Annotated in this window: 20 protein-coding genes and 1 tRNA gene; 14 read left to right on the forward strand and 7 right to left on the reverse strand. The window is 75.9% G+C overall.

All coding sequences use genetic code 11. From position 1 onward, the window contains the following. The first annotated feature begins 65 nt into the window (after positions 1 to 65). The 4 genes from CFLA_RS02920 to CFLA_RS02935 all read left to right on the forward strand — a co-directional run bounded on the left by CFLA_RS02920 (position 66) and on the right by CFLA_RS02935 (position 4909). Positions 66 to 138, forward strand: a tRNA-Thr gene (locus tag CFLA_RS02920). A 213-nt stretch (positions 139 to 351) separates the two neighbouring features. Beyond that, positions 352 to 3864 carry a hypothetical protein gene (locus tag CFLA_RS02925; RefSeq protein WP_013115824.1) on the forward strand — a complete coding sequence of 1171 codons (3513 nt, stop codon included), beginning with the start codon at positions 352 to 354 and terminating at the stop codon, positions 3862 to 3864. 53 nt (positions 3865 to 3917) lie between these two features. Beyond that, positions 3918 to 4112 (forward strand): hypothetical protein, encoded by a 195-nt coding sequence (locus CFLA_RS02930; protein WP_013115825.1) that lies wholly within the window; start codon positions 3918 to 3920, stop codon positions 4110 to 4112. Between the two features lie 89 nt (positions 4113 to 4201). Next, positions 4202 to 4909 carry a LiaF transmembrane domain-containing protein gene (locus tag CFLA_RS02935; protein ID WP_013115826.1) on the forward strand — a complete coding sequence of 236 codons (708 nt, stop codon included), beginning with the start codon at positions 4202 to 4204 and terminating at the stop codon, positions 4907 to 4909. An 18-nt stretch (positions 4910 to 4927) separates the two neighbouring features. Here CFLA_RS02935 and CFLA_RS02940 read toward each other — a convergent pair whose 3' ends face one another. Next, complete coding sequence (locus CFLA_RS02940) at positions 4928 to 5266, reverse strand: hypothetical protein (RefSeq protein ID WP_013115827.1); 339 nt, start codon at positions 5264 to 5266, stop codon at positions 4928 to 4930. Between the two features lie 50 nt (positions 5267 to 5316). Then, the gene (locus tag CFLA_RS02945; RefSeq protein WP_013115828.1) at positions 5317 to 6861 is read right to left on the reverse strand and encodes a hypothetical protein; all 1545 of its coding nucleotides are present in this window, start codon (positions 6859 to 6861) and stop codon (positions 5317 to 5319) included. A 113-nt stretch (positions 6862 to 6974) separates the two neighbouring features. On the opposite strand from CFLA_RS02945, the gene CFLA_RS02950 reads away from it, so the two are divergent. Beyond that, positions 6975 to 7979 carry a M15 family metallopeptidase gene (locus tag CFLA_RS02950; RefSeq protein WP_013115829.1) on the forward strand — a complete coding sequence of 335 codons (1005 nt, stop codon included), beginning with the start codon at positions 6975 to 6977 and terminating at the stop codon, positions 7977 to 7979. A 3-nt stretch (positions 7980 to 7982) separates the two neighbouring features. Here the strand turns inward: CFLA_RS02950 and ligD are convergent, their stop codons facing one another. Next, on the reverse strand, positions 7983 to 9047 hold the full coding sequence (gene ligD / locus CFLA_RS02955) for a non-homologous end-joining DNA ligase (RefSeq protein ID WP_013115830.1): 1065 nt from the start codon (positions 9045 to 9047) through the stop codon (positions 7983 to 7985). A gap of 183 nt (positions 9048 to 9230) precedes the next feature. On the opposite strand from ligD, the gene CFLA_RS02960 reads away from it, so the two are divergent. The 6 genes from CFLA_RS02960 to CFLA_RS02985 all read left to right on the forward strand — a co-directional run bounded on the left by CFLA_RS02960 (position 9231) and on the right by CFLA_RS02985 (position 15270). Then, positions 9231 to 9464: a PspC domain-containing protein gene (locus CFLA_RS02960; RefSeq protein WP_013115831.1), complete on the forward strand. Its 234-nt coding sequence runs from the start codon at positions 9231 to 9233 to the stop codon at positions 9462 to 9464. Between the two features lie 73 nt (positions 9465 to 9537). Next, positions 9538 to 9972, forward strand: a complete 435-nt coding sequence (locus CFLA_RS02965; RefSeq protein WP_245530291.1) for an ATP-binding protein — start codon at positions 9538 to 9540, stop codon at positions 9970 to 9972. Between the two features lie 136 nt (positions 9973 to 10108). Further along, complete coding sequence (locus CFLA_RS02970; protein WP_013115833.1) at positions 10109 to 11713, forward strand: chromosome partitioning protein; 1605 nt, start codon at positions 10109 to 10111, stop codon at positions 11711 to 11713. 171 nt (positions 11714 to 11884) lie between these two features. Then, the gene (locus tag CFLA_RS02975; protein ID WP_013115834.1) at positions 11885 to 12433 is read left to right on the forward strand and encodes an RNA polymerase sigma factor; all 549 of its coding nucleotides are present in this window, start codon (positions 11885 to 11887) and stop codon (positions 12431 to 12433) included. Positions 12434 to 12552: 119 nt separating this feature from the next. After that, positions 12553 to 14112: a hypothetical protein gene (locus tag CFLA_RS02980; RefSeq protein ID WP_013115835.1), complete on the forward strand. Its 1560-nt coding sequence runs from the start codon at positions 12553 to 12555 to the stop codon at positions 14110 to 14112. A 177-nt stretch (positions 14113 to 14289) separates the two neighbouring features. Next, positions 14290 to 15270, forward strand: a complete 981-nt coding sequence (locus tag CFLA_RS02985) for a 5'-3' exonuclease (protein WP_013115836.1) — start codon at positions 14290 to 14292, stop codon at positions 15268 to 15270. A 15-nt stretch (positions 15271 to 15285) separates the two neighbouring features. Here the strand turns inward: CFLA_RS02985 and CFLA_RS02990 are convergent, their stop codons facing one another. The 4 genes from CFLA_RS02990 to CFLA_RS03005 all read right to left on the reverse strand — a co-directional run bounded on the left by CFLA_RS02990 (position 15286) and on the right by CFLA_RS03005 (position 22032). Beyond that, positions 15286 to 15816 carry a hypothetical protein gene (locus CFLA_RS02990; protein WP_013115837.1) on the reverse strand — a complete coding sequence of 177 codons (531 nt, stop codon included), beginning with the start codon at positions 15814 to 15816 and terminating at the stop codon, positions 15286 to 15288. A gap of 138 nt (positions 15817 to 15954) precedes the next feature. After that, entirely contained in the window at positions 15955 to 17031 is a 1077-nt protein-coding gene (locus CFLA_RS02995; RefSeq protein WP_043598745.1) for a DUF3806 domain-containing protein, read from the reverse strand. 205 nt (positions 17032 to 17236) lie between these two features. Further along, positions 17237 to 21388, reverse strand: a complete 4152-nt coding sequence (locus CFLA_RS03000; protein WP_013115839.1) for a S8 family serine peptidase — start codon at positions 21386 to 21388, stop codon at positions 17237 to 17239. A 239-nt stretch (positions 21389 to 21627) separates the two neighbouring features. Further along, a complete protein-coding gene (locus CFLA_RS03005; protein ID WP_013115840.1) occupies positions 21628 to 22032 on the reverse strand; it encodes a hypothetical protein in 405 nt (134 codons plus the stop codon). Between the two features lie 129 nt (positions 22033 to 22161). Here CFLA_RS03005 and CFLA_RS18835 point away from each other — a divergent pair, with 129 nt between their 5' ends. The 3 genes from CFLA_RS18835 to CFLA_RS03020 all read left to right on the forward strand — a co-directional run bounded on the left by CFLA_RS18835 (position 22162) and on the right by CFLA_RS03020 (position 25125). Beyond that, positions 22162 to 23400, forward strand: a complete 1239-nt coding sequence (locus CFLA_RS18835) for a M15 family metallopeptidase (protein ID WP_148234270.1) — start codon at positions 22162 to 22164, stop codon at positions 23398 to 23400. Positions 23401 to 23459: 59 nt separating this feature from the next. Beyond that, a complete protein-coding gene (locus CFLA_RS03015) occupies positions 23460 to 24617 on the forward strand; it encodes an AAA family ATPase (RefSeq protein WP_013115842.1) in 1158 nt (385 codons plus the stop codon). Positions 24618 to 24684: 67 nt separating this feature from the next. Next, positions 24685 to 25125 (forward strand): OsmC family peroxiredoxin, encoded by a 441-nt coding sequence (locus CFLA_RS03020; RefSeq protein WP_013115843.1) that lies wholly within the window; start codon positions 24685 to 24687, stop codon positions 25123 to 25125. Positions 25126 to 25156 lie beyond the last annotated feature (31 nt).

The following is a 25156-nucleotide window of genomic DNA, read 5'->3' on the forward strand; positions in this document are numbered from 1 at the left end:
GCGCGCGCCAGGTACAGTGGGCGCGCTCGCCGATCGAACGCGGTCCTCCGCGCCCCGACGGCGATGCCGCCTTAGCTCAGTCGGCAGAGCGTCTCACTCGTAATGAGAAGGTCTGGGGTTCGATTCCCCAAGGCGGCTCGTCCACGACGGCCCCGCACCAGCGACATCGCTGCTGCGGGGCCGTCGTCGTCGTGCGCCCGGCCGTCGGGGCGCATCGCACGCCCCCGCACCTGGGGCCGAGGTCCGTTGCATCCGTCGGTGACACGTGGCAATGTGAGGTCGCGCCCTGCCGCACCGACGCGGCTCACGCCCTGGGACGGGCGGGCGCCGTCGATCACGAAGGACACGGCCATGGCGTCGCAGACCTCCACGCTCGCACCGACCGACGGGACGGAGACCGCCGGCGGCGGTCCCGACGTCTCCGGCCTCGTCGACCTCGACGGGCGCCGCTTCTACCGGATCGCGTCCTACGACGACCTGCCGCCGTTCTTCATGACCCTGGTCGGTGCGAGCGACCTGTGGCTGTTCATCTCCAGCACGGGCGGCGTCACGGCCGGTCGCGAGCAGGCCGACCGGGCGCTGTTCACCTACACCACCGAGGACAAGGTCGCCGCCGGTGCGGGGCGCACCGGTGGGCTCACCCTGCTGCGCGTCGCCACCGCACACGGCACCGTGTTCTGGCAGCCGTTCGCGCCGCGCCGGCCCGGCGACCCGAACGCCGTGCGCCACCTGTACAAGGACCCGCTCGGCACGACCCTCGTGTTCGAGGAGACCCGCCCCGACCTCGGCCTGCGCGTCCGTGTCACGTGGCGGACGGCCGCTCGGTTCGGCGTCGTCCGCGAGGTCGGCGTGGCCGCGATCGACCGTCACGCCGACGCCGAGGTCCTCGACGGCCTCGTCGACCTGCTGCCCGCGGGCGTCACGGTGCAGACGCAGGGCGAGCTCAGCTGCCTGCTCGACGCGTACAAGCGCGCCGAGCTCGACGACGCGACGGGCCTCGGCCTGGTGTACCTGAACTCGACGCTGACCGACAAGGCCGACCCGAGCGAGTCGCTCGCCACGACCGTCGCCTGGCAGGTGGGCCTCGCCGACGTCGAGCACCTGCTGTCGACCCGTCACGTCGAGGCGTTCGCGGCCGGGCGGCCCGTCGTCGCCGAGCGCGAGGTCCGCGGCGAGAAGGGTGCCTACCTCGTCCGCGCCCGGCTGGCCCTGGCGCCAGGGCAGGAGCGCCGCTGGAGCGTCGTCGCCGACATCGACCAGAGTGCCGCCGACGTCGTGCGTCTGCAGGAGCTGCTGGCGGACCCGTCCGCGGCCGCGGACGCCCTCGCGGCGGACGTCGCGAGGACACGCACCCACCTCGACCTGCTCGTCGGCACGGCCGACGGCGCCCAGGTGACCGGCGACGAGCTCGCGGCCGCCCACCACCGTGCGAACGTGCTGTTCAACATCATGCGCGGCGGTGTCCCCGCCGACGGTTACACGGTCAGCACGGCGGACCTGCGGGCGTTCGTCGCGCAGCGCAGCCCACGGACCCTGACGCGCAGCGCGCCGTGGTTCGACGCCCTCGGTGCGTCGGAGCAGGTCGACGACCTCGTCGAACGTGCCGACGCCTCCGGTGACCCGGACCTGCTGCGGCTCGTGCGGGAGTACCTGCCGCTGACGTTCAGCCGCCGGCACGGCGACCCGAGCCGGCCGTGGAACCGGTTCGCCATCGCCCTGACGGACGAGCACGGCCGCACGCGCGTCGACTTCCAGGGCAACTGGCGCGACATCTTCCAGAACTGGGAGGCCCTGGCCTGGTCGTTCCCCGAGTACGTCGAGTCGATGGTGGCGGTGTTCCTGGACGCGACGACCGCCGACGGCTACAACCCGTACCGCATCTCGCGCTCCGGCATCGACTGGGAGGTGCCCGAGCCCGACAACCCGTGGGCGAACATCGGCTACTGGAGCGACCACCAGGTGATCTACCTGGTCAAGCTGCTCGAGGCGTCACGGCGTTTCCACCCCGGACGCCTGGAGTCGATGGTCGATCGCGCGGTCTTCACGCACGCGGACGTGCCGTACCGCATCGCGACCTACGACCAGACGCTCCGTGAGCCCATCGCCACGATCACGTTCGACACGACGGCCGAGGAGCGCGTGGCCCGCCGGGTGCAGGCCGAGGGCGCCGACGGCCGGCTCGTGCACGGCCCCGACGGTGACCTGGTGCGCGTCTCGCTCGGTGAGAAGCTGCTGCTGATCGTCCTGGCGAAGCTCGTCAACCTGGTGCCCGACGGCGGCATCTGGATGAACACGCAGCGCCCCGAGTGGAACGACGCGAACAACGCGCTCGTCGGCAAGGGCCTGTCGGTCGTCACGCTGGCCTACCTGCGGCGCGCCCTGACGTTCGCGCGCGACCTGCTCACCGACGACCTCACGACGACGAGCGAGCTCGCGGACCTGCTGTCCGACGTGCGCGGTGCCCTGGCCGCGCACGCCGACCAGGCGTGGGCCGGGTTCGACGACCGGGGGCGGCGGGTCGTCATGGACGCCCTCGGTGCCGCAGGGACCGCGTACCGCACCCGGGTGTACGCCGGTTTCAGCGGCACGCGCACGCGCGTGCCCGCGCACGCTGTGCAGGCGTTCCTCGCCGACGCCCTGACGTACGTCGACGCGGCGCTGCGCGCCAACCGCCGCGACGACGGCCTCTACCACGCGTACAACCTGCTCGACCTGCGCGACGGCGCCCGGGTGGGTCACCTGCAGGAGATGCTCGAGGGGCAGGTCGCCGTGCTGTCGTCCGGACTGCTGACGCCCGCGGAGGCGCTCGACCTCGTCCGGGCGCTGCGCGGCAGCGCGCTGTACCGGCCGGACCAGCACTCCTACCAGCTGTACCCCGACCGCGACCTGCCGACCTTCCTCGCGCGCAACCTGCTCACCGCCGCACAGGCGGCGGCAGCACCGCTGCTGGGGGCGCTGGTCGCGGCCGGCGACACGTCCGTCGTCCTGCGTGACGTGCGAGGGGACCACCGGTTCGCGCCGGGCCTGCACAACGCGCGCGACCTCGCCGACGCGCTCGACGCTCTTCCCGGTCGCGTCCCCGGGGTGACGGCGCAGCAGGTCGCGCACGGGCGGGCGGCCGTGCTCGACGTGTTCGAGCAGGTCTTCCGGCACGCGGAGTTCACGGGGCGCTCCGGGTCGTTCTTCGCGTACGAGGGCCTCGGCAGCATCTACTGGCACATGGTGTCCAAGCTGCTGCTCGCCGTGCAGGAGAACCACGAGCGCGCGGTCGCCGTCGGCGCCGACGCCGGCGTCGTCGCGGGCCTCGCCGCCGCGTACGACGACGTGCGGCGCGGGCTCGGCTACTGCAAGAGCCCCGAGGTCTACGGCGCGTTCCCGGTCGACCCGTACTCGCACACCCCGGCCGGCAGGGGCGCGCGCCAGCCCGGGATGACCGGGCAGGTCAAGGAGGAGGTGCTCGCACGGCTCGGGGAGCTGGGCCTGCGGGTCGAGGACGGGCGGGTCGTCGTGCGACCGGACCTGCTGCGACCCGACGAGTGGAGGACCGCCCCCACGACGTTCTCCTTCCACGACGTCGGCCGGCGGGCGCAGGAGCTGTGGCTGCCCGCGGGGTCGCTCGCGTTCACGTTCTGCCAGGTGCCCGTCGTCTACCGGCGGGTCGACGCCCCGGGTGCGGCTCTCGCCGTGGTCGCGCACCGCGCCGACGGAACGCGCGTCGAGGGCGTCGGGGGCGTGCTCGACGCCGCCACGAGCCGCTGCGTGTTCCGGCGCACGGGGGACGTCGTCCGGATCGACGTCCAGGTGCCGGCGCGGGAGCGTGTCCACGGACCGAGGTCCCTGGTCCGGACCGGACGTCCCTTTTAACCTGCGATGACGGCCCCGATGGCGGGGCATGGCGTCTCGGCAAGGAGGCCGACATGCGAGTTCGTCCGTACCACTCCGCGCGCAGCACCGCCGCGCACGTCTACCACGAGGACGACGACTGCCCGGCGGGCAAGACGCTCGCGTGGTTCGACAAGGTCGACGGCAGCGACGGTTGCGAGCCGTGCACGATGTGCGTACGGACGGCTGCCGAGTGCCCCGACCACCCGGCGGCGGCTGCCGTCTCCTGACGGCCGGCGCGTCCCCGGCCCACCGCCGGGGACGCCCGCCGGCGCAGCGTCGGTGACGCGGAGGGTACGGCTGCCCTAGGTTGACATGCATGAACGGTCCTCGGTCGCTCGGTCAGGCGCTGCTGGGTGTCGTCGTCGTGCTCGTCGGCATCGTGCTCCTGCTGGAGCGCACCGGTGCGGTCGAGGTGGACCTCGGCGACCTGCTGTCGATGCTGTGGCCGCTGGTCGTCGTGCTCGTCGGCGTGGCGGCGCTGGTGGTCGTGCCGCGCGCGTGGTTCGGGCCGGCGGCGATCACGGCGCTGGGTGTCGCGCTCCTGCTGTCACGGTTCCACGTGGTGCAGGTCGGCGTGGGGGACTACCTGTGGCCCGTCGCGGTGATCCTCGTCGGCGTCGGCATCACGTTCGGCGCCACGGCGCGCGACGAGCAGGCCGACCACGTCACGGCGTTCGCGTTCTGGTGGGGCGCGGAGCGGCGCCTCACGACGCGCACGTTCCGCTCGGCGAGCCTCACGGCGATCATGGGCGGCGTCGAGCTGGACCTGCGCCAGGCCGACATCGAGGGCTCCGCGCGCATCGACGTCTTCACGTTCTGGGGCGGCGTCGACATCAAGGTGCCCCGCACGTGGGACGTGCGCGTCACGGGGCTGCCGCTGCTCGGCGGCTGGGAGGACAGGACGCAGCCCGTGCCGGGTGGGCCCGTCCTCGAGGTGCGGGTCGTCACCGTGATGGCAGGCGCCGAGGTGCGGTACGGCAAGGAGAAGGCCGTACCGATGGTGGAGGACGCGCCGGTCGTCTGACCTGCAGCGGCGGTGCTGTCAGCCGCCGACGTACGCCAGCGCCTCCGCGACGTACGCGTGCCACGCGTCCACGTCGTCGGACACGATCTCCACCCACTCGCGCATCGGCGGCCGCCCCGACGGGAACGGTCGTCCCGTGCCCGCCGTGACGAGCTCCGCCACCCGGTCGGACGGCAGCTTCACCACGAGGTGCTCGCCCGGCGTGAAGGCCGCGATCCGCCCCTGCACGCGCAGCGTCGCGGTGCCGAAGTGCCGAGGGCCGGCCGACGGCAGGGTGACGCCCGGGACGTCCGCGAAGCCCGCGGCCACGCGGTCCAGGCGTTCCTCCGCCGCGGCGTGCGTGCTGCGATCGCTCATGCGTCCGAGCGTAGGCCCGGGCACCGACACGGCGGCCCGGTGCGGCCCGGCTACAGGACGGGCGCGGACTGCCCCACGACCTGCGGGCCGCCGATCTCGTGGCCGCCCTCCGCGTCGTGCAGGAACGAGTGCGCGACGCGGATGCCCGGCCGCCCGGCGGCGGACGCGTCGACGACGACCCGCGGGTACGGGCGCGACGCGTCGGCCGGGCTCGTCCACGCGACCGCCGCCGCGCCGTACCCGCCGTCCCGGGCTGCGGCGCGGGCCTGCGCGACGCCCGCGTCGGAGTGCGGGAAGTCATGCACCTCGACGTCGTGGTCCTCCCGGACCAGCACGAACGGCGCGCAGCCCGCCGCGTCGCGGACCGCGCGGTCGAGCGCGAGCTCCAGCGCCCGCAGTGCCAGGTCCTGCACGCGCTCGGAGGGGCGGTGGGGCAGGTCCTCGGGCGTGAGGGTGTGCTCCGGGACGACCGGCATGCCGCGGCCCGGGGTCGGGTACGCGACCGCCGCGGGCGCCACGTCCCAGGGCATGACCGACGTCTCGGGCGCGGAGGGCTCCTCGGCGACCGGCTCGGCGACGGCGGCGACCGCCCCGGTCAGGGGAGCGGCCAGCGCGTCGAAGGACGCCTCGACGTCCGGCTCCGCGGACGCGACCGGCGCCGGGGTCCAGGCAGGCTCGGGCTCCGGCACGTCCTCGACGAGCGTCGGGGTCCAGGCAGCCTGCTCGGGCTCGGGCTCGGTGGCGGTCTCGACGAAGGTGGGGGTCCAGGTCGCGGCGGGCTCGGGCTGGTGCTCGGGCTCGGTGGCGGTCTCGACGAAGGTGGGGGTCCAGGTCGCGGCGGGCTCGGGCTGGTGCTCGGGCTCGGTGGCGGTCTCGACGAAGGTGGGGGTCCAGGCCGCGGCGGGCTCGGGCTGGTGCTCGGGCTCGGTGGCGATCTCGACGAAGGTGGGGGTCCAGGCCGCGGCGGGCTCGGGCTGGTGCTCGGGCTCGGTCGCGTCCTCGACGAACGTCGGCGCCCACGCCGCGGGCTCCGGGATCGTGCGCTCGACGGGCACGACGTCGTCGACGGGTGCGTTGACCGGCGCGTCCGTGGGCTCGACCGCGGTGACCGCCTCGGGCGCCGGGTGCGGCGTCGGGACGGTGGGGCGCAGCCGGCGCAGGTGCGCCGCGGCCCGCTCGACGTAGTCGACCGTCCACTCCGGCGAGCGCACACGCCACCGGGCGTGCGCGTCCAGCACGGGCAGCACGGGCATCTGGGGCCGCTCCGGCAGGAGCACACCGGGTGTGGCGCCCTCGGGTCCGGGGCACATCCGCCAGACCGCGTCGGTCACGGACGCGACCAGCAGGTCGCCGACGGCGATCCCGATCGCGGCGGCGACGCCCGCGGGCGCAGGAGCCTGCGGCGGGTGGGTCGCGAGCAGGCGGGCCCATCGGGCGTCCAGGGCGGCGGCGTCGCTCGCGTCGGTGCCGTCACCGTGCAGCCACTCGCGCAGCCGGTCGAGGTGGGCGGCCTCGTCCGGTGTCATCGGACGGGCGAACGCGGCGCCGGTGGGCGCGGCGGACCTCGCCGCGAGCGCGGGCGAGTGAGTGTCCATTCCTCGGTCATCGGCCCCGCCGACGGACCGCTTGAGCCCCCGGACGTGTGATCTGAGCGGGGCGCGGCTAGCGTGGACGGCCGGAGCCGGGGGAGGTCGTCATCCGTCGCGTCGTGGTCGCCGCAGTCGTCGCCCTGGCCGTCGCCCTCGGGGTGAGCGGCGGGACGCACACGCGCCCGGCGGCCCTGCAGGCCGGGGAGCGGCGAGCCGCCGTGGCGCGGGTCGACGGGGCTCTCGCGGCGCTGCACGCTGACGTCGCGGCGCGGGTCGCGGACGCCGCTGCCGCCGACGCGGCGGGGGGCGCCGCGGTGCACGACGACGCGCGCGCCGCCCTGACGCAGACGCTCGAGCGGGCACGCCGCACGCTCGACTCGTCCGCGGGCCAGGTGGCCGACGAGGCGCCGCGCGCGGCACTTGCCGCGCAGCTCGGCACCGCGCAGGGCGGGTCGGCGACAGCCTCGCCGGTGGCGGTGCGCGGGCTGGTCGCGGCGGTCGCGCAGGCCGAGGAGGCGGTGCACGCGGCCGTCGCGGAGCAGCAGGCACGGGTCGCCGCCGAGCAGGAGGCGGCGGCACGGGCAGCGGCCGCGCGGACGCGCGCGTCGTCCGGCGGCGGCGCCGCGGGTGCGTCCGCGGCGCGGGACCGCTGTGCGACCACCTACAGCGGCCCGGCGTTCTACACGTCGCCGCCGACGGCGGGCGGCGACGGCTCGAACGGTCGCCTGCCGGCGTCGGCGCTGTCCGCGGTGTCGTGGACGCGGGACTCCCGTGGCACCCCGTTCTACCTGCGGTCGGACGCCGCGGCCGCGCTCGAGCGGCTCAACGCCGCGTTCCGCGCGGCCCTGGGTCACGACCTGGCGCTCGACCTGACGTACCGCGACCTGGAGACGCAGGTCGCGATGCGGGAGGCGCTCGGTACGGTGGCCGCGGTGCCGGGCACGTCGTCGCACGGCACGGGCCTCGCGCTGGACGTCCCGGAGCTGCCGTGCGAGTACGGCTGGGACTCCGCGGCGCGGGCGTGGCTCGTGGCCAACGGCCCGGCGTACGGGTGGGTGTCACCGTCGTGGGCGCGTCAGAACGGCTCCAACCCCGAGTACTGGCACTACGAGTACCGGGGCTGAGCGTCAGCGGGGGCGGTCGCGGTCCTTGCTCGGCTGCACGCGCTTGGGCTCGCCCGGCATCTTCGGGTACTCCGGCGGGTACGGCAGGTCGCCGTGGCCGTCCTCGTGCTCCTGCCGGTCGGCGAGCTCGAGCAGCGAGTCGAGGCCGTGGCGGGGCGCCGCGTGCGCGACGAGCGGCGCGTGCAGGTCACCCACGGCGGCGAACCGTGCGGGCATCGTGAGGACGTCGAAGTCGTCGGGGTGGACGTCGCCGACCTCGTCCCACGTCAGCGGGGCGGACACCGTCGCGCGCGGGTTGGAGCGGATGGAGTACGCCGAGGCGATCGTGCGGTCCCGCGCCATCTGGTTGTAGTCGACGAAGATCTTGACGCCCCGCTCCTCCTTCCACCACTTCATCGTGACCTGGCCGGGCAGGCGGCGCTCCAGCTCGCGGCCGAAGGCGATGGTGGCCCGCCGGGCGTCGGTGAACGACCACCGCGGCTCGATCGGCACGAAGACGTGCAGGCCTCGCCCGCCGGACGTCTTGGGGTGGCCCTCGAGGCCGTGCTCGGCGAGCAGCTCACGGACGTGCGGCGCGACGCGTGCCGCGTCGGCGAAGTCGGTGCCGGGCTGCGGGTCGAGGTCGATGCGGACCTGGTCGGGGGCGTCCACGTCGTCGCGCACGACCGGCCACGGGTGGAACGTGAGCGTCCCGAGGTTCGCCGCCCACGCGACCACCGCGAGCTCCGTCGGTGCGACCTCGTCGGCGGTCCGCCCGGAGGGGAACGCGATGCGCGCCGTCTCGACGTACCCGGGCGCGCCCTGCGGCACGCGCTTCTGGTAGAACGCGTCGCCCGACGAGTCCTGCCGCGTCGACATCCGCGCGCCCTCGAAGACGCCCTTCGGCCAGCGCTCGAGCGTCGTCGGCCGGTGCAGCAGCGCCCCGAGGATCCCGTCGCCCACGGCGAGGAAGTACTCGACGACGTCGAGCTTGGTCAGCCCGCGCTCGGGGAACACGACGCGGTCCGGGCTGCTGACGCGCACCGTGCGGCCGTGCACGTCCAGCTCCACCGCAGGGGTCTGTGCCATGGCTCACACCGTAGGACCCCCCGCCCACACCCGCCCCCGCACGCCCGACGCCCCCGGGCCGCCCGCGCGCGTCGGGGTCGCCTCAGGGGCGGATGGGGGGCCGCCCCGGAGGCGCACGGGGCCTGTGGTCGGCCAGACTCGTCACGACCGCGCGGGACGCGCGGGCGACCCACGGGAGGACTCATGGACGGCGTCCGGCTGGCTTTCGCACGATCGGGGCTGTCGCGGCCGCAGACGGGACGCTGGCTCGCCGGCGTGTGCGCGGGCGTCGCGGCCCGCCTGGGGATCGACGCGTGGATCGTGCGACTCGTGCTGATCGCGCTGCTCGTGCTGCCGGGCAGCCCCTTCCTCATCTACGCCGTGCTGTGGGTCTGCATGCCGCCGCAGGGCTGGGTGCCGCCGGCGCGCACGTCCTGACGCGGCGCGTCCTCACCCGTCCCGCGGGCTGGTCCGAGCGGCGGGACGCGCGCGCGTCGGGCAGGCTGGTCCCGTGGGAGAAGTCCGGGACCTTCGCAGCCGCCGTGGCACACCCCCGCCCCTGCTCGACGACGAGGTGGTCCTCACAGCCCGGAGCAGCGCACCCCGCCAGGCGCGGCACTGGGTGATGCGGGCGGTCGCCACCGCGGGTGTCGGCGGCGCGTCCAACCAGGTCATCGAGCTGCTGGCCGGCGAGCTCGTGTCCAACGCCGTCAAGCACGGCCCCGCCGAGGAGCCCGTGCGCGTGGCCGTGCGGGTCGACGGGTACGTCGTGCGCGTCGCCGTCACGGACCGCGGCGGCGGCACACCCCACGTGCGTCATCCCGAGCCGACAGCGGCCAGCGGCCGCGGCATGGCGCTCGTCGAGGCGCTGTCGACGGCGTGGGGTTCCGCGCGGCTGCCCGACGGCGGCACGACCGTGTGGTTCGAGCTCGACACGGACGTCTGAACCTGCACGCTCCGCGCGCTGCCCGTTGTGCGCGAATGCTGGTCTGACGATACGTTCGTCCAGGATGTGGCGTGCTCGCGCCTGCGGGGTGCCGGTGACGGTCGTCGCGCGCCGGGCAGGACGTAGGGAGCGAGAGATGACGCGCAAGGGCGGCGACGTGGCCACGGAGCCCGGGACGACGGAGGAGGTCGCGGCACCGGTCGCACCGACGACGGGGCCGGTGGCGGTGGCGACGGGCACGGACGTCCCGGTGCACCTGCCGGTGATCACCGCCGAGGTCCGGGAGGACGGCACGGGCGAGGTCACGGTCGACGGTGTGCGCGAGACCGTCGCGACACCCGACCTCGCTGCGGCGGGCGCGGCCGTCACGGCGCGCATCGCGGCGCTCGCCGCGAGCGTGGGCCGGGCGCTGCCGGTCGAGGTCCGCGACCCCGACGGGCTGTGGGCGCTGCTCATCCACCCGGACGGACGCGTCGACGAGGCCGAGGAGACGGACCTCGCTCCGCTGAGCGCTCCCGTGCCCGCCGTGGCGGCATGGTCGGCGGACGACCCGCTGTCCTCCCCGACGCCCGTCGTGGCGTCCGGCGCGACCCCCGTGGTGCCGTCCGGCGAGGTCCCCGTGGTGTCGGGTGCGACGGCCGCCGTGCCGTCGGGTGCGGTGCCGCAGGTGCCTGCGGTGGTCGCGGCGCCCGACGTGCCCGCCGCCGACGTCGCCGCACCCGTCGGGACCCCGGCGACGACGCCCGCGGCTCGTGCCGAGGGCCGCGGCGAGACGCGGGCCGAGCGGCGCGCGGCGGACACGTCGTCCCTGCCGACGCTCGACGACCTGCTCGCCGCCCGGCACCCCGCCCACCAGGGTCCGGCCGAGCACGGCTGGCAGCGCACCGTGCGGCGCCTGACGTTCGGTGCGGTCTCCCCGCGCCCGGGTGCCGCCGAGCGCGCGCGGCGCTCGCAGGTCGACGCGATCCGCCGCACCTTCGACGGCCCGCGCACGGTCGTCGTCGTCAACCCCAAGGGCGGGGCCCACAAGACGACCGCGACCATGCTGCTGGCCTCGACCTTCGGCCTGGCGCGCGGCGGCTACACGCTCGCGTGGGACAACAACGAGACGCGCGGCACGCTCGGCTGGCGCTCGTCGCACGCCGACCACCAGCGCACCGCCGTCGACCTGCTGCACGCCCTGCCGGCGCTGACCGAGCGCGGCACCGTGCGGATCGGCGACCTCGACCAGTTCGTCCGCACGCAGCAGGACGAGCAGTTCGACGTGCTCGCCTCGGACGAGGACGCGGCGTCCGTCGAGAGCGTCGACGCCGCCTCCTACCGCGCGCTGCACGAGGTGCTGACGCAGTTCTACCGGGTGCTCGTGGTGGACACGGGCAACAACATGCGGGCGTCGAACTGGCAGGCGGCCGTGCAGTCGGCCGACCAGCTCGTCGTGGTCTCGACGATGCGCGAGGACACCGCGCAGTCCGCCGCGTGGGCCCTGGACGCGTTGCGGGCGACGGGCCAGGAGGAGCTCGTGCGCCAGGCCGTGACGATCCTGTCCTACCCGGAGCCCAAGGTCGACAAGGACCTGCGGCAGCGCCTGCGCTCGCACTTCGGTGCACTGACGCGCGCCGTCGTCGAGGTCCCGCACGACAAGGCGCTGGTGACGGGTGGACCGATCGACCACGCCCGCCTGCGCCCGGCGACGCGTGACGCGTGGCTGCGGGCGACCGCGATCGTGGCCGACGGGCTCTGACGTGCCGCGCTGACGGCGCGTCGGTGAGGCGGGCGGGCGAAGGTCGTGCACGGTGGCGTGCAAGATCCGGCCGGCCCGCGACACGGACGGGGTGAGGGCGGTGCCGGCACCGCCCCGCCCGCACGTCCGCCCGACCCGGGAGCCGCAGTGCCCGCTCAGCGCGAGCAAGACATGCAGGACCGCGCCGATCTCGGCGTGCCCGGCGACGTGCCGGCGGACGCTGCCGCCCGCACCCCCGCCGGGCCGCGCGACGCGTCCTGGTACGAGCGGCTCGTCCACGTGCACGCCACGGCCGTGCACCGGTACGTCGTGCGCCGCGTCGGGGCGTCGGACGCCGAGGACCTCACGGCCGACGTCCTGACGGTCGCATGGCGCCGCCGTGACGACGTGCCCGAGGGTGCGGAGCTGCCGTGGCTCTACCGCACGGCCGCGTACGTGGTCGCCAACCACCGCCGCCGCGCGCGCCCCGTGCCCGTCGCGGACGTGCCGGACGAGGCCGACGCGGACGACCCGGCCCTGCGCGCCGTGCGGGACGAGACGGTCCGCGCGGTGCTCGCCGGGCTGTCCGCGCGGGACCGCGAGGTGCTGCTGCTGCACGCGTGGGAAGGGCTGACCGGCGAGGGCCTGGCCGCCGCCCTGGGCATCGGCCGTGGTGGTGCCGACGCGGCGCTCTCGCGCGCCCGCTCCCGGCTGCGCGTCGCCTTCGCCGCGCTCGACTGACGTGCGTCCCTGCCGCGGCGGCGGTCGCCGGGGTGGCTCGGGGTTGCGGTGCGCGTGCAAGACGCAGGGCCACGGGGACACAGACGGGGTAGAGACGAACGCTCCGGAGGAGAACCACCATGAACGAGCCCCGCGGTCCCCAGGAGACCACGCCCGGCGCGGACGACGACGCCGTCGTGGCCGGCGCGCCGCAGCACGCTGACGCCGCGCCCGCGGACGAGGCGGGCGAGGCGGCCGCCGTCGCGCGGGTCCGTGCGGCCGACCCCGCGCGGGACGCCGCCCCCGACGCGGCGCGCCTGCACGCCCGGCTCGCCGAGACGACGGGCGTCACGGTCGGTGACCCGGTCGACGGACGCGGTGCCGCCACACCGGTCGACGAGCTCGCCGCCGCGCGCGCCCGGCGTCGTGGCCCGGCGCGGTGGCTGCAGGTGGCCGCGGTCGCGGCGGGTGTCGCGCTCGTCGGCGGCGGGGGGTACGCGGTCGGTGCCGCGGGCGGCTCCGACCCGGCGGCCCCGCCGATCGCTCTGCAGGGGCCCGAGGGCGCCGGGGCCGCGGCGATGGCCGCGGACACCGCCGACGCGAAGATGATCGGCCCCGGCTGGTTCGGCGGGCGCACCGTGTTCCGCGGCAGCGGGCTCGACGGCGCCGCCGGGACGAGCCGGGCCTGGGCGTTCGACGCGACGTCCGCTGCGACCGCCGAGACCGCGGCGCGCGTCGCGCAGGTGCTCGGGGTCGCGGGCGAGCCACGCCAGGAGTGGGGGCAGTGGGTCGTCGGGGCGAACGACGGGCTGTCGGCGAGCGTGCAGGTCGGCGTCGACGGCCAGGCGAGCATGTGGTTCTACGACCGCGCCTGGGACCCGTCGGTGTGCAGCCTGGGGCTGCCCGAGACGCTCGACGGTGCCGAGCCGGCGGAGGGGGCCGGAGCCCTGGAGGGCGGCGGGACGCCCGAGGGGGCCGGCTCGGCGGGGGTCACGGCCGAGCAGGCCGACCCGCAGCTCGTCGACCCGGGTGCTGCCGTCGAGCCCGAGCTCCGCGAGCCCGACCCGGCCGACCCGAGCGTCTGCGACCCCGCGAGCACGCCGACGGGTGACGCGGCGATCGCGAAGGCGCGCGACCTCATGGCACGCCTCGGTGTCGACACGGGCACGTACGAGCTCACGGTGTCGCAGGACACCGGTGTCCCCGGCCTCGTCGGCGTCACCGGGGCCCAGGTCGTCGACGGCACGCAGACCGGCCTCGGCTGGTCGGTGCAGCTCGCCGGCACGGGGGTGCAGTCCGTGTCCGGGCCGCTCGCGACCCTCGTCGAGCTCGGCACGTACGAGCACGTGAGCGCCGACGACGCCGTGGAGCGGCTCAACGACCCGCGGTTCGGGGCGTCGTACGGCGGCGTGGTGCCGCTCGCGGCGCGCGCGGCGGGGGCTGCCGACGACGCGGTGTCGATCATGCCCGCCGAGCCGACCGACGCGCCGACGGTGCCGCCCGTGCCGGCGCCGGGCGAGCCGGTGGCGTGGCCCGTGCAGGACGTCACGATCACGGGCGCCCGCCTGGGCGTGACCCCGCTGACCACGCCCACCGGTGCGACGCTGCTGGTGCCCGCGTGGGAGCTCACGGACGCCGACGGTGGCACGTGGAGCGTGGTGGCCGTCGTCGAGGACCAGCTCGACCTGAGCGCCCGCTGACGGGCGCACGGGTCGAGCAGCGAGCCGGAGGGGCTCGCGCGCACCGGCGGGGCCGGGCGGCGCTGGAGGGGCGCCGTGCGGCCCCGCCGACGTGCGTGGCGGTGCACGGCCCGGGCAGCGGTGGCGCGGTGCGGTGCCGGCGGGTGCGGTGTCGGTGCGGGTGGGTAGCGTGCCCCCATGACCGCCACCGCCGGCCCCGCCGGGCGTCTGCTGCTGCTCGACTCCGCGTCGCTGTACTTCCGGGCCTTCTTCGGTGTCCCGGACTCGGTGCGCGCACCGGACGGCACCCCGGTCAACGCGGTGCGCGGGCTGGTCGAGATGATCGCGCGCCTCGTCGCCGACCGTCGCCCCACGCGGCTCGTCGCCTGCTGGGACGACGACTGGCGGCCCGCGTTCCGGGTCGAGGCCGTGCCCTCCTACAAGGCGCACCGTGTCGCGCGCGAGGTGCCGGGCACGACGGGCGAGGAGGAGGTGCCCGAGGCGCTGACCGCACAGGTCCCCGTCATCGTCGAGGTGCTCGCGGCGCTCGGCATCCCGCGCCTGGGGGCGCCCGGTCACGAGGCCGACGACGTCATCGGCACGCTCGTCGCGCGCGAGGCCGCCCGCCCCGCGGCCGAGCGCGCCGCCGTCGACGTCGTCACGGGCGACCGCGACCTGTTCCAGCTCGTCGACGACGCCGTCCCGGTGCGCGTCCTCTACCCCGTCAAGGGCGTCAAGGACCTCCTCGAGGTCGACCAGGGCGTGCTGGTCGAGCGCTACGGCGTGCCCACCGGCCGCGCCTACGCCGACATGGCCGTGCTGCGCGGTGACCCGAGCGACGGGCTGCCGGGCGTCCCCGGCATCGGCGAGAAGACCGCGGCGTCCCTGCTCGCCCGCTACGGCACGCTCGAGGGCGTGCTGGCGGCGCGCGACGCCGCCGACAGGGGCCTGACGGCCACGCAGCGCACGCGCCTGACGGACGCGGCCGACTACCTCGCGGTGGCCCCGCGTGTCGTCACGGTCGCGCCGGACGCACCCGTCGCGGACGTCGACGACCGGCTGCCCGCGGTGCCTGCGGACCCGGACGCGCTCGTCACGCTCGCCGAGCGGTGGGGTCTGTCGTCGAGCCTGCGCCGCATCGTCGACGTGCTGGCCGACGCCGCCGGTGCGCGCGGCTGACGGCCCGGGTCGGCCTCAGCCCTCCGCGGGCGCGTCCAGCACCCACACGTTCGGGCCCGCGGCGCGCCACCCCTCGGCCGCCGACGGTGTCGGGGCGTCGTCGGCGCCGAGCCGCACGCGCGACCCGTCGGCGTCCGACAGCGTCACCGTCGCACCGGCCGACGGCGCGACGCACACGACCCGGGGGAGGTCGCCGTCCGGGACCACGACGAGGCACAGCTCGCCGCCCCAGCGCAGCGCAGCGTAGTGCGGCCCGGCGGCCGTGGTCGCCGCCAGCCGTGCGGACTCCGGGTCGATACCCGTCTCGTCGACGACGGCCGCGGAGACCTCGTCGGCGTCCTCCGCAGGACGCGTGAGGAGCTCGACGCTCATGTCGTCGGCCGCCCCGTCGGAGCCGCGCTCGGCGAGGAGCCACACCACACCCGCGACCACGAGCGCCGCCGCGACCACGAGCACGACGACGACACGGTCGCGTCGCGGCCGGGCCGGTCCGTGGCCGGTCTCCTCGACCATCTCGAACATGCCGGTGTCGTCGAAGGTCGTCACCCCCCCAGTATCGGCACGTCACGCGCCGGGTGTGAGCAGACTCGCGGGCCGGTCGTGCAGCCGGCGCGGACGGACGCGGGCCCCGGCGGCCTCCGGGGGACGGTGAGGCGGCCAGGGCCCGCGGGTTCGAGGCGGACGTCAGACGGCGGGGTCGGGCTCCCCGACGACGCCGTGCACGACCGTGCGCAGGTGGCGCAGGAACCAGCCGGGGCTCGCGTAGGGCCAGTTCTGCAGGACCGCGGCGACCGGGTAGACGAGGACCTCCGGGTCCTCGCGTGCCAGCACGATCTCGGTCCCGTACCGGTCGCTGCACGTCGCCCAGCCCAGGTCCTCGACGTCGCCGCACACCAGGTCGCCCAGCGCGATGCCGAACGCGTCGGCCAGCGGGCGCACGTCGGGCTTGTCCTGCTCCTGCGTCCACTGCGCGTGCACGCGGTCGAAGAGCGCGCTGACGGCCTCGGCGTCCGACGGGTCCTCGCACAGCCCGGCGACGAGCGCGCGCTGCTGGGCGAGGAAGACGCGCTCGGCCGCGTTGAGCTCGTCGATCCGGTGGCGCGTGTCCGACAGCGCCGCCGCCACCGGGCCCACCGGGGGCTCCGGGAGCTCGGCAGGTGCGGGCGGCAGGGGCGTGGGCGGCTGCTCGTCCGCCGGCGGTGCAGGTTCGGGGGAGTCGCCCGGCGCGGTCTCCTGCGCGGGTGCGGCGTCGTCCGCCGGGGTGTCCTCGTCGGCGGTCTCGTCGTCGTCCGCGGTCTCGTCGTCGGCGGTCTCGGCCTCGTCCGCGGTCTCCGCCTCGTCCGCGGGCTCGGCCTCGTCCGCGGGCGTGGCGTCCTGCGCCGGGGTGTCCTCGTCGCTCGGCCCGGGGACCTCCGGTGCGTCGTCCGCGGGGACGTGCTGGTCGTCCGGTCCCTCGTCGTCCGGTCCCACGCCGGGGGTGTCCTCGTCCGGTGCCGCGGTGTCGGGGGTGTCCTCGTCGGGTGCCGCGGTGTCGGGGGTGTCCTCGTCGGCCGCGGCGTCGTCCGACGGTGCGACGTCGTCCGAGGCCGTGCCGTCACCGTCCGCAGCGCCGTCCTGCGACGGTGCCGTGTCGTCGTGCGGCGCGTCGTCCCGTGGTGCGGCGCCCGGGTCGTCGTCGCTCACGTCACCCTCCGGCACGTCCGCGAGGTGCTCGACGACGCGCAGCAGCGCGCCCTCGTCCGGCGTGCGGCCCGTGTCCACGCCCGCGTCCCCCGCACCCCCAGGCAGGGGTACGTCGGTCGGTCCGTGGGGTGTGGGCAGCACGGATCCGCTCCCTTGCGGCGTCCGTCGGTCCAGTCCCATGCCGGGACCATCGGCGCTGTCGCACCCGGCCTTGACGTGACACGGCGGGTGTCGCCCGGACGGACGCCCGGACGACACCCGCCGGTGGCGGGACGTGCGCCTGTCAGCCGACGCGGATGGCGCGCGCCGTCGCTGTCGGCAGGTAGTTGCCGTCACCGTGGTAGAGCGCCGTCACGACGCTCGACGTGCGGACCGCCGGGAGGGTGACCGTCGCGACCCCGTCGACCAGCCGGACGGTCCCCGCGGGCTGGACACCGAGGAGCACGGTGACGCGGCCCGTCGCGGGCGGTGCGCCCTCGGTGCCGCCGACGCGCACGGTGACCGTCGGCCTGCTGTTGCGCGCGACCGTCCAGCTCGCCGTCTCGAGCGTCGCGGTGGCGGCCGCGGGCAGGACCCGCAGCTGACCGGCGGCCGACGAGCGCGTGACGTCCGTCGACCCCTCGAAGACCGCGTCGAGGCGGTGCGTCCCCGCCGCGAGGTCGCGCGGCAGCGTGAGCGTCGCGGTCCCGGTGAGCCCGTCGACCGTGACGTCGGCGGTCGCGAGCACCTTGCCGCGCTCGCGGACGGTGACCGTGCCGGACGGCGCCCAGCTCGCGCCCTTCACCGTGACCGTGGCCGTGGTCGCCTGGCCGTAGCGGGCGACGGTGGGCGACAGCCGCAGCGTGGTGGTCGACGCCGACGGGGCCAGCTCGACCTCGACGACCTCCGACTCCGACGCTGCGAACCGCGGGTCGTCCGGGACGTACGCGGCACGCAGCCGGTGCGTGCCGGCCCCGAGCTCGGACGTGCTCCGAACGGCCGCGCCGTCGACGACCTCGGTGCTGCCCAGCTCGGTCTCGCCGTCGTAGAAGGTCACCGAACCGGTCGCCTCGGGCGGCGAGACGCTCACCTGCAGCAGCGTCTCCTCGCCCGCGACCCCGGCGGACTCGACGTCGAGCGACGTGGTCGTCGCGACGACCTCGGCCGCGTCGACCGCGACGACCTGGGCGCGGTCACCCGCGCCGTTGAGGTGGTGCAGGACGAGGACCTTCGCGTCCTCGGCACCCGGGCCGCGGTGCGCCGTGACCGTCGCACCGTCGAACGTCTGCGAGACGAAGTCCGCGCCGATGTTCGAGTCGAACCACAGCGGCGGCGCCCACGGGTCGACCGTGAACGGTCCGACCTCGTCGACGATCCCGTCGGCGGGGTAGGCGTACTCGCTGCGCGTCTCCACGGAGACGTCGACCTGCGTGCCCTCCGCGACGCCGAGCGCCGCGAGCGGCACCGGCACGACGACCGTGCTGTTGTCGAACGAGCCCATCTCGATCTCGCCCGCGAACGGGTAGAGCAGCTCGGGCCCGGCGAGCAGGTCGCCGCTCTCCAGGTCGTACGTCTCGACCACCGAGTAGTCGGTGTCCGCGAGCTTGCTCACGAGGGCGACGACGTCGGTCTCGCCGTCGCGGTCGGTGTCGACGTGGACCCACACGGTCAGCGCGTGACCGAGCACCGCCCAGTCGGCGTCGGTCGCGATGCCGACGCCGAGGTAGCCGTGCGCCGTGGGATCGGTCAGATCGTCGCCGTCCGCGGCGAGCGCCGGCGCCGTCGACGTCCAGCCGACGTGCCGGATGTCGCCGGCCGCGACGGTCGAGCGCGACGTCTCGACCTCCGCGGGCACCGCCTCGAGCCGGGGCGAGTCCGCGGCGTGGACGAGCGGTGTCGCCAGGCCGTACCAGCCCGCGGCCTCGACGTCGCGACCGGTGAAGGCGATCTCACCGGTGTCGGCGCCGGGTCCGAACGTCACGTCGGACGCCTCGAGGTCGGTGGTGGGACGCGGCGTGCCCTGCACGGGCAGGCGCCACTCCTTGTCGCCGGACGTCAGGACGAGCCGACCGGACACCTGGGAGACGAACTCACGCTGCAGCCCGGGGATCTGCTCGGCCTGCATCGTGGGGTCGATCTCGCGGGCGACGGTGGCCGGGTCGGCCGTGAACGTCAGGGTGACGACGCCGGAGCCGCCCGCAGGGACGCGCAGGCTCGCCGGGGCGGCCGTGATGGTGGCGCCGCCCGCCGTCGTGCTCGACGTCACCTTGGTGCTGTACGTGCGCGCGGTCGAGCCGAGGTTCTGCACGGTGACGGCCTTGCGGATCGTCACCTTCGTGTCCGCGAGCGGCACGACGCCGAAGCTCACGGACGTCTGCTGCGGCAGTTCGGCGTTGTGCACGAGCGTGTCGTTGGTGACCGCGGCGAGCGCGTCGACGCGTCCGGAGCCGACGCGCGCGGGCCCGTAGAAGAGGTCGCCGCCGGGCTCGGTGGCCAGGTCGTGCGTCGCGGTGTTGACGATGCTGGCCTTGACCTGCGCTGCCGACCAGCCCGGGTGCGCCTCGGTGACGAGGGCGGCGATGCCGGCGACGTGCGGGGACGCCATCGACGTGCCGTTGCTCGAGGCGCCGTCGTTGCCCGAGCCGACGCCGGCGGACACGATCTGCTGACCGGGTGCGGCGACGTCGGGCTTGGCCCAGCCGAGCGCACCGTGGGCGCCGCGCGACGAGGAGCCGCTGAGCGTGTCGGGTGCGACGTCCTGGCGCGTGGCCAGCGCGAGCGAGGGCCCGATGCGTGCGACGAGCGTGCCGCTCTCGATCTCGGGGAGCAGCTTCACGGTGGTGGCCGCGGTCATCTGGAAGCCGGGCACCTTGTCGTTGCCGGCGATCCCGGCGGCGAACACGGGCACCGTGGTGGGCAGCAGCACGCCGACCGCGCCGGCGGCCGTCGCGTTGTTGAACCGGGCGGCCGAGCCGCAGGCCCGGGTCGCGTCGTCGTCGTCCCACCACAGGTAGGCGATCTTCCCGGCGACCGCGGCCGCCTGCTCGGCCGTGAAGGCCGTGCAGCCGTCGAAGCGCGCGCCGACGTACGCGACGGGTGCCTCGACGTCCTCGCCGAGGTAGGCGACGGAGTTCTGGCCGGCGTACCGGCCGGCGAGTGCCTCGTCGGACGCGGCGGTGACCTCGACCGCGTCGAACGGCAGGTCCTTGCCCACCGACCACGCCACCGTCAGGCCGGCGTACCCGTTGCCGGGCGAGCCGCCGATGTCCTCGATGTCGCCCTCGTTGCCCGCGGAGAGCACGACGGTCGTACCGAGCGCGGTGAGCTCGGCGACCTGGGTCGACTCGGGGTCGTCGGCGGGTGCGCCGGAGGCGCCGAGCGAGAGGTTGAGCACGTCGAGGCGGTCGTCGAACGAGCCGTCGCCGTCGGGGTCGGCCGCCCAGTCGAGCGCGAGCGCCGTGAGCGCGGTCGACCCGGCGACGTCACCGAAGACCTTGAGCGCGTACAGCCCGGCCTTCGGGGCGGTCCCGGGGCCGACGGGCCAGTCGGCGACGGACGTGAGCGCGGCGTAGTCGCCGTCGAACGTCTCGCCGTCGGGTGTGACGCCGTACCCGCCGGCGGTGCCGGCGACGTGCGTGCCGTGGCCGTGCACGTCGATGGGGTTCTCGTCGGGGGCGGCGACGCGCTGCTCGGGCGTGCCGTTCGCGTCGTAGTCCCGCCCGGCGAAGTCGTAGCCGCCGAGGTACTTCTCGGGGTCGAAGGACCCGGCGGGGACCGGTCCGGTGCCGTCCTCGCCGTACGCGGCCTCGTAGGCCTCGACGGTGCCGGGGCCGCCGAACGCGGCGTGCGTGTAGTCGATGCCGGTGTCGATGATGCCGACGGTCACGTCGGTGCCGAGGACGCCGGTGCTCTGCCAGGTCGCGAGGGCCTTGGTGAACTCGACCTGCGCGGCGTTGTCGAGGGTGCGGGTGCCGACGAGGCGCACGGAGCGGACGCCCGGGTCGTCGGCGAGCGCGCGCACCTGGTCGGCGTCGCCCAGCACCAGGGCGCCGGACAGCAGGTTGGTGACGGTGCCGAGGCGCTGCGGCTGCGCGGTGAGGGTGCGTGCGCCCGCGGGTGCGGCCTCGGCCGGCACGACGTCCTCGGCGGCGGCCTGCGTGCGCTCGGCGGCGGCGCGGACCTGGGCGGGGCTGCCCCCGTCCTGCGCGACCTCGACGCCCGAGGGGGTCTCGAGCTCGACGAATGCGGTGACGGTGCCCGTGGCCTCGGCGAGCGCGTCGCCGACGGCGGGGCCCGACTCGGACGCGACGCGGTCGAGAGGCGCGTCGCGGGTGACGAGCAGGTCGGAGAGCCCGGACGGGTCGGGTGGTGCGGCTGCTGCGGAGGGGACCCCGAGCAGGGCGCCCGTGAGGGCGACGGACACGGCGGTGAGGCCGGCGAGCGAGCGACGTGGCATGAGGTCTCATCCCGGAGGGTCGGACGACGGAGGGCGCGCGGGGGCACGGCGGTGGACCCCCGACGTCATACCCGGGTGTGGCTCAGTCATGACGCCCGGGCACGGGGTGCACGCTACTGACCAGTAGGCGTTTCGTCACGCCTTCTCCACAACTTGCCGTGCCGCACGCTTCGCCGTCTTCGCCCGAATCGCCGTACCGGGCGCGGGTCCGCAGGAGCGAGGGGTGCCCGAGGGGCAGGTCAGCGGGGGGCGAGCTGCTCCATGCCGTACGGGGGAGTGGTCACCGGGGTGCCGGTGCGCTCGGCGACCACGCGCGCCGTCACGATCGGGATGGAGCCCGTGCGCGGCACGTCGGCCGCCGCCGGGGCGGCCGTGAAGCGGGGCTTGCGGCCCGGTCGGCGGCGGAAGCGGCGGTCCTCGATGCCCTCGAGGGTGGTCGCCCGCCAGACCGCTCCGCCGTTCAGGCGGCCGTCCGGCTGCGGCAGCCACGGCACCTTGCGGGACAGCCACACGCGGATGGTGGCGTGCTCGACGTCGAGCCGCCGGGCGAGCCGGGCGATGTCGTAGAGGTCGTCGAGACCGTTGCCGTCGGCCGACGGCGGGACCGTGCCGACCGTGGGCGGTCGGACGTCGTCTGCGGGCACGGCGGCCAGCGTAGTGCGCCCGTGCGGGGGACGTGTGACGCTTGGGTAACAGAATGTGCACAAGATCTTCGCTCGATCGAGAGCCTCAAGTGCACTGGACGATCGTCCGACACACTTAACGTGTTTCGCGTGAGTGACAGAAAGCCGAGCCGTCCGCGCCGGTCGTCGGGCGGCAGGCACGTCGCCCAGCGCCCGGAGCCGACCACCCTCCCCCGTGCCCTGCGCACGTCGGTACCCGCTGCCCTGCGCCTGGCCCGCGTGCCCGCCCGCGTCGCCCAGGGTGGCGTCGCGCTCGGCCTCGTGCTGAGCATGGGGGCCGTCGTGGTGACCGCGCAGGCCGAGGCGCCGACCGCCGCCGTCGCCGGTGAGCAACCCCTCGCGCTCGCCGCGGGCGCCGGCACCGGGAACCCCGTGCAGCTGCGGGCGGACGCCGTCGACGAGGCGCTCGCGGCCGTCGACGAGGTCTGGCGCGTGCGTGCCGACGCCACCCAGGTCGCCGTCCCCGACGAGGTGCTCGCCGAGCTCGACGCCGCGACGGCGGAGCTCCAGGCCGTGCTCGCCGAGGTCGACGTCGAGTCGCTGCCGCGCGAGCCCAACGTCTCGCGCAGCGCCGAGCGCGCCGCCGACGAGGCGCCCGAGCCCGCCGCGGCCGCCGACCCCACCGCGACCGCCGTGCCCACGTCCCCCGCGGCGGAGCCCGAGGCCGCCGCCACCCGGACGCCCGAGGCCGACGTCCTCGAGGGCTCGGCGCTGCCGGACTCGTCGGACCCCGCCACCGCACCGCTGCGCGAGGCCCTCGACCGCGTCCGTCAGGCGGCGCAGGTCGTCCTCACCACGACCGAGCAGAAGCGTGCCGAGGCCGAGGCCGCGCAGGTCGCCGCCGGCGTCGCCGCCGCGCAGGCCGCTGCGGAGGCCGAGCGCGTCGCCGCCGAGAAGGCCGCCCAGCGCGCGGCGTGGAAGGCGTCCCTGCGCGGCTACGCCAACGGACAGGTCCCCTCGTCCGCGCTGTGCGGGCTCTCGTTCGACGCCGCCGCGCAGCTGCGCTGCGACGCGGCCGAGTCGCTCGAGGCGCTCAACGCGGCGTTCCGGGAGCGCTTCGGCACCCACCTCACCGTCTCCGACTCGTACCGCTCGTACGCGGGCCAGGTCGCCTGCCGCGCCGCCAAGGGCAGCCTGTGCGCCGCCCCCGGCACGTCGAACCACGGCATGGGCGTGGCCGTCGACCTCGGCGGCGCCGTGCAGACGTTCGGCACCGCGCAGCACCAGTGGATGCGGGAGAACGCCCCGGCCTTCCAGTGGACGCTGCCCGAGTGGGCACGCGCGAACGGCAGCAAGCCCGAGCCGTGGCACTGGGAGTACGTGGGCTGAGCGGCTGACACACGTCGCCTGACAGGGGGACAGCGCCGGTCGGTCATACGATCGGCTGCATGACCGAGCCGACCTCACCGACGCGCCCCCTCGTCGGGCGCACGGCCGAGCTCGACGACATCGACGAGCTGCTGTCGTCCGTCGCCACGGGCGGCGGTGCCACGGTGATCCTCGAGGGCGAGGCCGGTGTCGGCCGCACGCGGCTCGTCGAGGCGCTGCAGGGCGCGGCCGGGCTGCTCGGCGTCGAGGTCTGCCTCGGACGGGCGGTCGGCCCCGGTGCGGCGCCGTACGCCCTGCTGTCCGACGCGCTGCTGGGGCCGGCGCGCGGGCGCGACGCACGCGGACCCGTCGTCGCCGAGCTCGCGGCCCTGCTCGAGGTGCTGCCGCCGGAGCGGACCGCCGCCGCCGCACGTTACGCGCGTGCCGACGAGCTGTTCGCCGCGCTCGTGCGCCGCCGCGGCGAGCAGGGCCCGTGGGTCCTCGCCCTCGAGGACGTCCACCTCGCCGACGCGTGCTCGCTGCACCTGCTCGCCCACCTCGCCGGGGACGGAGCGCTGCCGCACGCGCTGACGGTGATGACCATGCGCGGCGTGCCGCACCGCGACGAGCTCGACGTCGTCGTGGCGGGGTGGACGCGAGCGGGCGCCCGCTACCTCGAGCTGCGGCCACTGGGGCCGGTGGCCACGCTCGAGCTCGCGCAGCGGACGCTGCGCGCGACGAGCATCGGGCCCGCGCTGCGCGGCGTCCTCGCGACCACGGGGGGCAACCCGCGCCTCGTCGTCGACGTGCTGCGCACCGCCGAGGCGTGCGGCGTCCTCGAGCGCAGCGGCGGCGTGGTCGAGGCCGTCGGCACCGGCTGGCTCGACGAGCTCGAGAAGGTGGGCCGTGCGCACGTCGACCATCTCGGCGAGCGCGTGCTCACGATGCTCGGCCAGGCCTCCGTGCTGGGCGGGTCGTTCGTCGTCGGCGACCTCGCGGCGCTCGCGGGCGAGCCCGTCACCGAGTGCTGGCGCACGCTGCGCCACGGGCTGGCGGCGGGCGTGGTGCACGCACGCGGTGACCGCCTGGTGTTCCGTCACGACCTCGTCCGTACCGCCCTGTACGCGTCGCTCGAGGAGGACCAGCGCCGCGCGCTGCACGCGCGGGCTGCCTGGGCGCTGCGCGCCGCGGGGGCGCCGTCGCACGTCGTCGCGGCGCACCTGGAGCGCGCGCGCTGAGGGTCGGCCCCCTAGGGTCGTCCGGAGGGCGCAGGCCGCGCCCGGCACCGACGCACGAGGAGTGGACATGCCCACGCGCACCGCACGGACCGCCTGGAACGGCACGCTGCAGGACGGCGGCGGCCAGGTCGAGCTGACGAGCTCGAAGGTCGGCACGTACGACGTCTCGTTCCCGAAGCGCGCCGCCGAGGACGCCGGTGGCACGACGAGCCCGGAGGAGCTCATCGCCGCGGCGCACTCGTCCTGCTTCGCGATGCAGCTCTCCGCCAACGTCGCCGAGGCCGGCGGCACGCCGGTCGCGCTCGAGGTGACGGCCGACGTCTCGCTCGGCCCCGACCCGGCCGGCGGCTTCCGCATCACCGGCATCGCGCTGAAGGTCCGCGGCGAGGTCGAGGGCCTCGACGCCGCGGGCTTCCAGCAGGCGGCCGAGGCCGCGAAGGCCGGCTGCCCGGTGAGCAAGGCCCTCGCCGGCACCGAGATCACGCTCGACGCCGCCCTGGAGTCCTGACCCCCACCGCCGACCGGAACCCGACTCACCT

The sequence above is a fragment of the Cellulomonas flavigena DSM 20109 genome (assembly GCF_000092865.1).
Taxonomy (GTDB): domain Bacteria; phylum Actinomycetota; class Actinomycetes; order Actinomycetales; family Cellulomonadaceae; genus Cellulomonas; species Cellulomonas flavigena.

What these genes read in the sequence shown, in the direction of transcription:
- CFLA_RS02925 (WP_013115824.1), top strand. Translation starts at nt 352, where the DNA reads ATGGCGTCGCAGACCTCCACGCTCGCACCGACCGACGGGACGGAGACC.
- CFLA_RS02930 (WP_013115825.1), top strand. Translation starts at nt 3,918, where the DNA reads ATGCGAGTTCGTCCGTACCACTCCGCGCGCAGCACCGCCGCGCACGTC.
- CFLA_RS02935 (WP_013115826.1), top strand. Translation starts at nt 4,202, where the DNA reads ATGAACGGTCCTCGGTCGCTCGGTCAGGCGCTGCTGGGTGTCGTCGTC.
- CFLA_RS02940 (WP_013115827.1), bottom strand. Translation starts at nt 5,266, where the DNA reads ATGAGCGATCGCAGCACGCACGCCGCGGCGGAGGAACGCCTGGACCGC.
- CFLA_RS02945 (WP_013115828.1), bottom strand. Translation starts at nt 6,861, where the DNA reads ATGGACACTCACTCGCCCGCGCTCGCGGCGAGGTCCGCCGCGCCCACC.
- ligD (WP_013115830.1), bottom strand. Translation starts at nt 9,047, where the DNA reads ATGGCACAGACCCCTGCGGTGGAGCTGGACGTGCACGGCCGCACGGTG.
- CFLA_RS02960 (WP_013115831.1), top strand. Translation starts at nt 9,231, where the DNA reads ATGGACGGCGTCCGGCTGGCTTTCGCACGATCGGGGCTGTCGCGGCCG.
- CFLA_RS02970 (WP_013115833.1), top strand. Translation starts at nt 10,109, where the DNA reads ATGACGCGCAAGGGCGGCGACGTGGCCACGGAGCCCGGGACGACGGAG.
- CFLA_RS02975 (WP_013115834.1), top strand. Translation starts at nt 11,885, where the DNA reads ATGCAGGACCGCGCCGATCTCGGCGTGCCCGGCGACGTGCCGGCGGAC.
- CFLA_RS02980 (WP_013115835.1), top strand. Translation starts at nt 12,553, where the DNA reads ATGAACGAGCCCCGCGGTCCCCAGGAGACCACGCCCGGCGCGGACGAC.
- CFLA_RS02985 (WP_013115836.1), top strand. Translation starts at nt 14,290, where the DNA reads ATGACCGCCACCGCCGGCCCCGCCGGGCGTCTGCTGCTGCTCGACTCC.
- CFLA_RS03000 (WP_013115839.1), bottom strand. Translation starts at nt 21,388, where the DNA reads ATGCCACGTCGCTCGCTCGCCGGCCTCACCGCCGTGTCCGTCGCCCTC.
- CFLA_RS03015 (WP_013115842.1), top strand. Translation starts at nt 23,460, where the DNA reads ATGACCGAGCCGACCTCACCGACGCGCCCCCTCGTCGGGCGCACGGCC.
- CFLA_RS03020 (WP_013115843.1), top strand. Translation starts at nt 24,685, where the DNA reads ATGCCCACGCGCACCGCACGGACCGCCTGGAACGGCACGCTGCAGGAC.